The 8,214-nt window shown below is 68.8% G+C and carries 6 protein-coding genes; 2 read left to right on the top strand and 4 right to left on the bottom strand.

Features of this window, described 5'->3' with window-relative positions:
* Nucleotides 1-562: 562 nt before the first annotated feature.
* Nucleotides 563-2,071 (top strand): aldehyde dehydrogenase family protein, encoded by a 1,509-nt coding sequence (locus tag IRZ30_RS13405; RefSeq protein WP_294085925.1) that lies wholly within the window; start codon nt 563-565, stop codon nt 2,069-2,071.
* Nucleotides 2,072-2,155: 84 nt separating this feature from the next.
* On the opposite strand, the gene IRZ30_RS13410 is transcribed toward IRZ30_RS13405, so the two are convergent.
* A complete protein-coding gene (locus IRZ30_RS13410) occupies nt 2,156-2,962 on the bottom strand; it encodes a DUF2085 domain-containing protein (RefSeq protein WP_294085926.1) in 807 nt (268 codons plus the stop codon).
* Between the two features lie 193 nt (nt 2,963-3,155).
* On the opposite strand from IRZ30_RS13410, the gene IRZ30_RS13415 reads away from it, so the two are divergent.
* Nucleotides 3,156-5,252, top strand: a complete 2,097-nt coding sequence (locus IRZ30_RS13415) for an N-acetylmuramoyl-L-alanine amidase (RefSeq protein WP_294085927.1) — start codon at nt 3,156-3,158, stop codon at nt 5,250-5,252.
* 132 nt (nt 5,253-5,384) lie between these two features.
* Here IRZ30_RS13415 and IRZ30_RS13420 read toward each other — a convergent pair whose 3' ends face one another.
* The 3 genes from IRZ30_RS13420 to IRZ30_RS13430 all read right to left on the bottom strand — a co-directional run.
* Nucleotides 5,385-5,804: an organic hydroperoxide resistance protein gene (locus tag IRZ30_RS13420; RefSeq protein ID WP_294085929.1), complete on the bottom strand. Its 420-nt coding sequence runs from the start codon at nt 5,802-5,804 to the stop codon at nt 5,385-5,387.
* Between the two features lie 108 nt (nt 5,805-5,912).
* A complete protein-coding gene (locus tag IRZ30_RS13425; protein WP_294085930.1) occupies nt 5,913-6,851 on the bottom strand; it encodes an LLM class flavin-dependent oxidoreductase in 939 nt (312 codons plus the stop codon).
* Nucleotides 6,852-6,884: 33 nt separating this feature from the next.
* The coding region (locus tag IRZ30_RS13430) for an FAD-binding oxidoreductase (protein WP_294085931.1) at nt 6,885-8,214 on the bottom strand (1,330 nt) is incomplete at its 5' end.

The following is an 8,214-nucleotide window of genomic DNA, read 5'->3' on the forward strand; positions in this document are numbered from 1 at the left end:
ACCTGCTCGGGGCCCCGGGGGGTTGGACCTGCCCCGCGGCCGCGGCGGGGGGGGGGGCGCCCCCCCCCCCCCGGCGCAGCGAAGGATCTCTGATGCGGGGCCGATGCGATGCGAGATCCTTGGCTCCGCCGCCCGGCGCTCCGCTCCGGTCGGCTCCGCTCAGGATGACAGCGACCGGGCAACGGGGTCGGCGACGGTATATCACGGTAATTCATCAAACTCCATAGGCCGGCATCTTTCCTGGCCGCGCCGGCCCCACTGACCGACGCACCGTGCGGCGCCGCCGCCTGCCGGTCGCCCGCCCCGCACGGCTGCATCGGGAGCGGTCTATACACACGTCGCCGACCTCCGACAGCAGCGGGGATGGACCGCGTCCCGGCCTTGGACGGCGACCGGGGTCATCCGGCGTCGGCCCCGGCGACGCAGGCGCTCCTTCGGTGCTACTATGTGCCCTGAGCCGCCCATGCCAGCGGGATGCCGCATCTGGGCCCGGCACCAGCGAGGGATCGGACCACGCCGGTCACGACCGGCGTTCGCCACGGGTACGCGGGAGGTAACCACCATGGCGACAGAGGTCACCACCAAGGAGTACGGACTATTGATCGGCGGGCAGTTCGTTCCCGCCGCCTCCGGGGAGACCTTCCCCACCTACAACCCGGCAACCAACGAGGTCATCGCGCACGTGCCGAAGGCGGGCCGCGAGGATGTCAACCGGGCCGTCGCCGCCGCGCGCAAGGCCTTCGACGAGGGCCCCTGGGGGAAGATGACCCCGATGGAGCGCGCCAAGCGCATGCGGAGGGTCGCTGAAATCCTGCGCGAGCGGCTGGAAGAGATCGCCCGCCTGGAGACGCTCAACTGCGGCAAGATCATCATCGAGTCGCGCGCCGATGTCGCCGCCTCGGCCAACTGCTTCGACTACTACGCCAACCTGACCGGGCAGATCTGGGGCGAGACGATCCCCATGAACGGCCCGCTCTTCGACTACACCCTCCGCGAGCCGTACGGCGTCTGCGGGCAGATCATCCCCTGGAACTTCCCGCTGCTGATGGCGGCATGGAAGGTCGCTCCGGCGCTCGCGGCGGGCAACACGGTCGTCCTCAAGCCCGCCAGCGCGACACCGCTGACCGCGCTCGTCCTGGGCGAGATCTGCCAGGAAGCGGATATCCCCGACGGGGTCGTCAACATCCTGACCGGGCCCGGCGCCGAGGTCGGCGCGGCCATCGCCGAGCACCCCGACGTCGACAAGATCGCCTTCACCGGCGAGACGGAGACGGGCCGCGAGATCCTGCGGCTGTCCGCCGGGACGATCAAGAAGGTGTCGCTGGAGCTGGGCGGCAAGTCGCCCAACATCGTCTTCTCCGACGCCGACCTGGAGGAGGCGGTCAACGGCTCGCTCTTCGCCATCTTCACCAACGCCGGCCAGCGCTGCACCGCCCGCACCCGGCTCTTCCTCCACGAGTCGATCCACGACCAGTTCCTGTCCGACTTCATCGCCAAGGCCGGCAAGATCCGCATCGGCGACCCGCTGGAGGACACCACGCAGATGGGCCCGGTCATCTCCAAGCGCCAGTGCGAGCGCGTGCTGGGCTTCATCGAGCGGGCGCGCAGCGAGGGCGCGAACCTGGCGCTCGGCGGCAAGCGCCCGGACGACGAGGTGCTCCAGAAGGGCAACTTCATCGAGCCGACCATCTTCACTCAGGTCCAGAACGATATGACCATCGCGCAGCAGGAGGTCTTCGGGCCGGTGCTCTCGGTCATTCCCTTCCGGGATGAGTCCGAGGTCGTGGCGATGGCGAACAACACCATCTACGGCCTGGCCGCGACGATCTGGACCAACGACCTGAAGCGCGCCCACCGGCTGGCATCCCGTATCCGCGCCGGGAACGTCAGCATCAACTTCCCGACCGTCAACCCGCCGGAGGCGCCGTTCGGCGGCTTCAAGCAGAGCGGCATCGGCCGGGAGCTCAGCCGCCACGCGCTCGACCTCTACACCCAGGTCAAGAACGTGGTCGTCAACCTGGCCGACGAGCGCTTCGACTGGTACGGCAAGTGGCCCGTGGGGCAGAAGTAGGAGAGGCGATCCCTCACCCCCTAACCCCCTCTCCCCTTGTGGGAGAGGGGCAGGGGGTGAGGGGTTCCGTTACCTTCTTGTCATCTACGGGAACAACGTCTCCAGCGCGTAGCGGCCGGCGCTGAGGATGGCGAGTGTCGCGTAGGCGCCGAGGAGAGCGCCGAGGGCGGGGCCGGCGAGTTCGCGCGGCGTCGCGGCTGCCAACACGCGCGACCGGCCCAGCAGGATCAACACCAGCGCGATCTCGAAGAGCGCCAGCACCGCCGCGCCGATCAGGAGCAGCGTGATCGGCGTGTAGAGCGCGGGGATACCGCTCCCCGCAGCCAACCCGAACGCACCTGCCATGGCGAGCACGTCAGCGAGGTCACGCCACCCGCGCAGTGCCGGTTCCCGCTGCGTCAGCTCCGGCCGCCAGATCGTCGCCGCGGTGAGCAACCAGAGGAACGTCCCCAACGTTGTACCCATGAGCGCTCCGGTGATGTACCGGAGCGTATTTGTCGGGGGATAGATCGCCGGAAGGCCGGTGTCGTCGAGGAGCGAGTTGATCCCGTCGATGCCCATGGCCACGGCGAACCCACCAAGCAACAGGACGATCGGAAGGGAAGGCAGCCCGGCAGCGCGCACGCGTCCCCGGGTCAGAAGGTAGAGCTGGGTCACCAGGAACCCGCCGTAGATGCCGGTCATGCGCGCGTCGAAGGGGAGCCGCACCACACCGAACCAGAAGGAATGGTCCGGGATCTGGGCACACAGTCCGTGCAGCAGCGCGAGGGATTTCGTCTCCAGCGGCGCCGGCACGCCCAGGAACACGAGGAGTGATAGACCAACCAGCACGACGAACACGGTACCCCGCCGCTCACCCCCGGTGAGTACCTGGTATGCGACCTTCGTCATCTTTGGGCTCCCTCGTCACCCGCTACCGGCATCCCCGCGTATAGTAGACTAGGTGACCCATTCCTAGTATTTCCGACAACGATTGCTCGTTGTACGGACATCTTGACCGTTCACTTGTTGGGGACGTACCGTTGTCGCGAGCGCAGCCGACTACGTGCGGCTGCCGCCTGACAAGACGAAGAGCGAGCAGACCATGTTGCGTGAGCGATTGAATCGGCGGACGTTGCTCAAGGTGGCCGGGGGTGCGCTCCTGGCGACCGTGGTCGACTTCCGGCAACCGGGAGCACAGGCCAGCGCCATGACCCGCACCGCGTGGGTCGAGCGCGACGTCTTCCCCACGAGCGGCCAGTATCAATCTGCCGTCTTCACCACCGAGGGCCAGTACAACAGCATCGAGGTCGGGTGGTTCGCGGATATCCCGGCAGGGAGCCGGCTCGACTTCGCGGTGCGCACGAGCGTCGATGGGACGACCTGGAGCGAGTGGGTCGACCTCCATGCGGACGACCACCTGCAACCGCTCGAGGGCCGGCGCACCTACGCGGTTCCGCTCCTGACGGAGCCGAGCACGCACCTCCAGTACCGGGTCGACATCGTGCCGAACGCGCTGGGCGAGGCACCCCTCCTCCACGAGGTTGAGATCGCGGCGGTCGATACCTCCGCCCCGGCACAGCTCCTGGCGGCGACCGACCTGATCGACGGCTGGATCATCCCGCGCGCGGGATGGGGTGCGGACGAGTCGCTCCGCTTCAAGGACGGCGAGGAGATCTGGGAGCCGGAGTACGCGCCGATCCAGAAGGTGATCCTGCACCACACCGTCACCCAGAACCGGCCCCCGGACCCGGCGGCCGCCATCCGGTCGATCTACTACTACCATGCCGTCACCCTCGGCTGGGGCGACATTGGCTACAACTTCCTCGTCGACTGGGAGGGTCGCGTCTACGAGGGCCGCTACGGCGGCGGAGGCGTGGTCGGCGGCCACGCGCTCCAGTACAACCGCGGCAGCATCGGGATCGCCGTCCTCGGCAACTTCCAGGACACGCCCGTGCCTCAGGCGGCGCTCGACGCGATCGTGCGTCTGATCCGCGAGCGTGCCGGAAACGTCGACCCAGGCGGCTGGAGCTTCTTCGTCGACCGGGACAACGTCCCCAACATCGCCGGCCACCGCGACGTGCTCTCAACCGAATGCCCCGGCTCGGCGTTCTACGCCCGGCTCCCGGAGATCCGGGGCTGGCTGAAGGGGACCGGGCCGATTTACGCGCCACAGTCAGCCGACGCCCGGGGCCGCCTGGTCGCCGTCACCATCACCCCGAAGTCGACCTACGTCGGGATGCCGATCCGCGTCGACGCGGTGGTCGAGAACATCGGATCGACCCCGCTCTACGGGCAAGAGCCCGCCGACGGCTACATGTACGTCGAGGGGCAGGACTTCCAAAGCGCCGGCTTCCCCAAGATCGAGGGGCGCTTCCGCGTCGGGATTGACTACTCCGGTAACGACGGCCTGCCGAATCCGTTCCGCTGGGGCACGCCCCACCCGATTGCGCCCGGCGAGCGGGCGACCATCACCGGCTACTTCCGCCTGGCATCCACCGGCACAAAGACGATCACCGCCAGCCTCGTCCAGGAATTCGTCCGCTACCATGAGGAGAACGCCTTCCCCCAGGAGATCACGATCGAGCCCCCACCGACCGACGCCGTACCCCGCAGCCCCAATGCGGACATGGTCTACGTCGACGTGACCGGGCACAACGTCCCCCGGATCTTCTGGGACTACTGGGAGCGCAACGGCGGGCTGATGCGCTTCGGCTACCCGCTGACCGAGCCGTTCTACGAGCTGTCGCCGGTGGACGGCAAGGCACTGCTGGTCCAGTACTTCGAGCGTGCCCGCTTCGAACACCACCCCGATCTGGCCGGAACCCCCTACGAAGTGCTCCTCGGCCTGCTGGGTCGCGAGATCACCGCGGGGCGCGAGCATGAGGCACCGTTCCGTCCGCTGGCGAATGCCACGCCCGGCCCTGATCGCGACTTCTTCCCGGCGACAGGGCACACCCTCGCCTACGGCTTCCGCGACTACTGGTACCGCAACGGCGGGCTGCCGATCTTCGGGTACCCGATCAGCGAAGAGTTCTCCGAGCTGAGCAGGACCGACGGCCAGATGCACACGGTGCAGTACTTCGAGCGTGCCCGCTTCGAGTGGCACCCGGACAAGCGCGGCACGCCCTACGAGTTCCTGCTCGGCCACCTCGGCCGGGAGATCCTCATCGCCCGCGGCTGGCTGAAGGGCGCGTACTAGCGGCGCAGCAGCAGCATAGCTGGAACACGATCGCGGCGGGTATCGTCCACGAACGACACCCGCCGCGCCGCGTTTCGCGCACAGGGCGAATCACCGTCCGGCACCGAACGGACGACAGCGCTCCAAACGGTGTCAGACGACGAGCACCTCGACGTCGATGTTCCCGCGGGTTGCCTTGGAGTAGGGGCACATGGCGTGGGCCGCGTCGGCAAGTTCGCGCGCCTTCTCACGGTCCACACCGGGGATCTCGACCATGATCTTCGCGGCGAGACCGAACCCACCCTCGGGATCGGCCCCCAGCGCCACCTCGACCTTCACGGTCGAGTCCGTCACGTCCACGTCGGCCTGACGCCCGACCGCCAGCAGGGCGCCCTGGAAGCAGGCACCCCACGCGGCGGCGAAGAGCTGCTCCGGGTTGGTTCCCTCGTTGGGACCGTCCGTCTTCGGGCGCCGAAGCTGGACATCCAGCACCCCGTCATCGCTGACGGCGTGGCCCTCACGCCCGCCGGTCACCGTGACGGTCGTCGAATAGCGGGGAGTGATCTTTGCCATACGTCCTTCCTCTCTCTCTCCAACGGATCTTTTGCCGTCGTTCGCAGGACGTCCTCCGCATCGTAGCAGCGGCCATACAGCCGCGAAACCCTGCCTGCGGCTCCGTGGCTAGTGCACCAGCCCCGCGCCGGGGTCGCTCGTGACACCCGAACGCGCCCGCTCGGCGGCAACGAGCGTGCGAGCCGCGGGGACGACCTCGGACGCATAGAGCTCGATCGACGCCGCGTCGTCCGCCGCCAGGATGAAGCCACTGACGCCGTACGTCAGGGCGATCGCCGCGATCTGCTCCGCCCATGCCTCGGGCGGACCGTCGAACAGGCCACGGCCCGATGGCGCGAATCGCCCACCGATGTTCAGGAACCGTCGCACGGCGCGGGGGTCACGCCCCGCCTGAGCCGCGCCCTCGTCGATGTACTTGTTCATCTCCTCCAGGTCGGCCACCCCGCCCTCCAGGTAGGCGAGTGTCGGGATCCAGCCGTCCGCCCGGCGCCCGATGAGGCGCAGCATCCGCGGCTTGTAGGCACCGATCCAGATCCCGATGTCATGCGCCGGCGCGGGACCGCGTTTGGCGCCCTTCACCTGATAGTACGTGCCGTCGACGTACACGCCGCCGCGCTGATCGGCCGCCCACAGCTCGCGGATGATCTGGATCGCCTCCTCCAGGGCCTCGACCGCCTCTCCCGGCGTCCGGCGCGGCCCGCCCATGGCGGCGATGGGGCCCCAGAACCCACCGGCCCCGAGACCCAGCTCGAAGCGACCACCGCTCAGCCGGTCCAGGCTGGCGGCCGCGCGGGCCAGGACCGCCGGCTGCCGCAGCGGGAGGTTGAGCACGTTCCCGGCGACGCGGATCCGCTCCGTGCGAGACGCCACGAAAGACAGCAGCGTCCACGTATCGTAGAACGCCGGTTGGTAGGGGTGGTCCTGGAATGTCACCAGATCGAGCCCGGCGCGCTCCGACACGAGAGCCAGGTCCACCGCGTGCATCACCGGCTGCGCCACCGGCGTGACGAATGTTCCGAAGAGTAGTTCGTGTCCGTAGTCGGTCATAGCGTCTCCTCGATGATGGGTCGACAGGCCGGATCAGCGGGCGAGCACACCCGGCGCAATGTTGAAGTTGTCCCGAAACACATTGTCCGGATCGTAGCGCGCCTTCAACTCGCGCAGGCGCTGGAGCGTCCGCGGCGGGAACGCGTCGGCGATCCGCTCCGGGCGCGGGTCAGTCTCAAAGTTGAGGTAGATCCCGGTGAAGTGGTGGTGCAGCGCATCCCACTCGGCGTCGAGACGGGCTCGGCTGGTACCGAACGCGGTCACGTGGAAGTTGGCCGAGCGGTGGGCGTAGGCCGTGGCGTCGGGGTCGACGTCCGACACCGCGCCGCCGACCGACCGGATCTGGAAGAAATACACTGCCCCGCCAAGGATCAGTCGCTCCACCGCTGCGGCGAACGAGGGCGTGATGTGCTCGATGAGCCCCGAGCGCGCCACCGGCTCGCCCTGCCCGTCGTGGTAACCACCCTGCGCGTTGGCCATGATGCTCGCGTACGGCGTGATGACGGCGTACTGGTCGTAGAGCGGCGCGACGGCGGCGAGCGGCTGCAGGCGATCGACGATCGTCTCCGGCTGATCCGAGGCGACCACGGCCATCACCTGCGCCACCAGCGGCTGCCCCCGGCGCGGGCGGCCCATGACGAGGAAGCTCGTCAGATCGCGCGGCGCCGCCTCGACTGCCGCGCCCCATCGTTCCAGGAAGCCAGCCGTGTCGCCGGCGTCGAACACGAACTGCGCCCAGCCGACATTGCCCACCGCGTCGGCCTCGAACTCGAACGACGTCACGATGCCGAAGTTGGCCCCGGCGCCGCGCACCGCCCAGAACAGGTCCGGGTTCTCCTCGTCGCTGGCGCGGACGATCGACCCATCGGCGAGGACCATCTCCACCGCCCGCAGATGATCGATCGTCAACCCGTGCAGGCGGGAGAGCCAGCCGATGCCGCCGGCCGTCGCCAGCCCACCCACGCCCACGCCGCCGTAGTCGCCGGAGCTGAGCGCCAACCCATAGGGCGCCAGCGCCGCGGCGACATCCCCCCAGCGGGCGCCCGGCCCGAGCCGTACCCGGCGCGCCGCCGGGTCCAGCACCTCGATGCGGTTCATCCGGCCCAGGTCGATGACGATACCGCCGTCGTTGGTCGAGCGGCCGCTGATCCCATGCCCACCGCTGCGGATCGAGAGCGGCACCTGTGGATGGGCACGCGCATAGGCGAGCGCGTCGATCACCTGCTCGACGCTGCTCACTGGCAGCACCAGACCGGGCGACCCCCCGCGCATGTACGTCGACCGGACACGCGCGTACTCCACGTCGCCCGGCTCGATGGCGACCTCGGCCAGCGACGGCGGGATGGCATCGTAGTCGATTCCA

It is taken from the genome of Sphaerobacter sp., from assembly GCF_019683595.1.
GTDB lineage: Bacteria > Chloroflexota > Chloroflexia > Thermomicrobiales > Thermomicrobiaceae > Sphaerobacter.

Bases quoted from the DNA above. Each gene is read 5' to 3' on its own strand.
- IRZ30_RS13425 (WP_294085930.1), bottom strand. From the start codon at position 6,851: ATGACCGACTACGGACACGAACTACTCTTCGGAACATTCGTCACGCCG.
- IRZ30_RS13420 (WP_294085929.1), bottom strand. From the start codon at position 5,804: ATGGCAAAGATCACTCCCCGCTATTCGACGACCGTCACGGTGACCGGC.
- IRZ30_RS13410 (WP_294085926.1), bottom strand. From the start codon at position 2,962: ATGACGAAGGTCGCATACCAGGTACTCACCGGGGGTGAGCGGCGGGGT.
- IRZ30_RS13405 (WP_294085925.1), top strand. From the start codon at position 563: ATGGCGACAGAGGTCACCACCAAGGAGTACGGACTATTGATCGGCGGG.
- IRZ30_RS13415 (WP_294085927.1), top strand. From the start codon at position 3,156: ATGTTGCGTGAGCGATTGAATCGGCGGACGTTGCTCAAGGTGGCCGGG.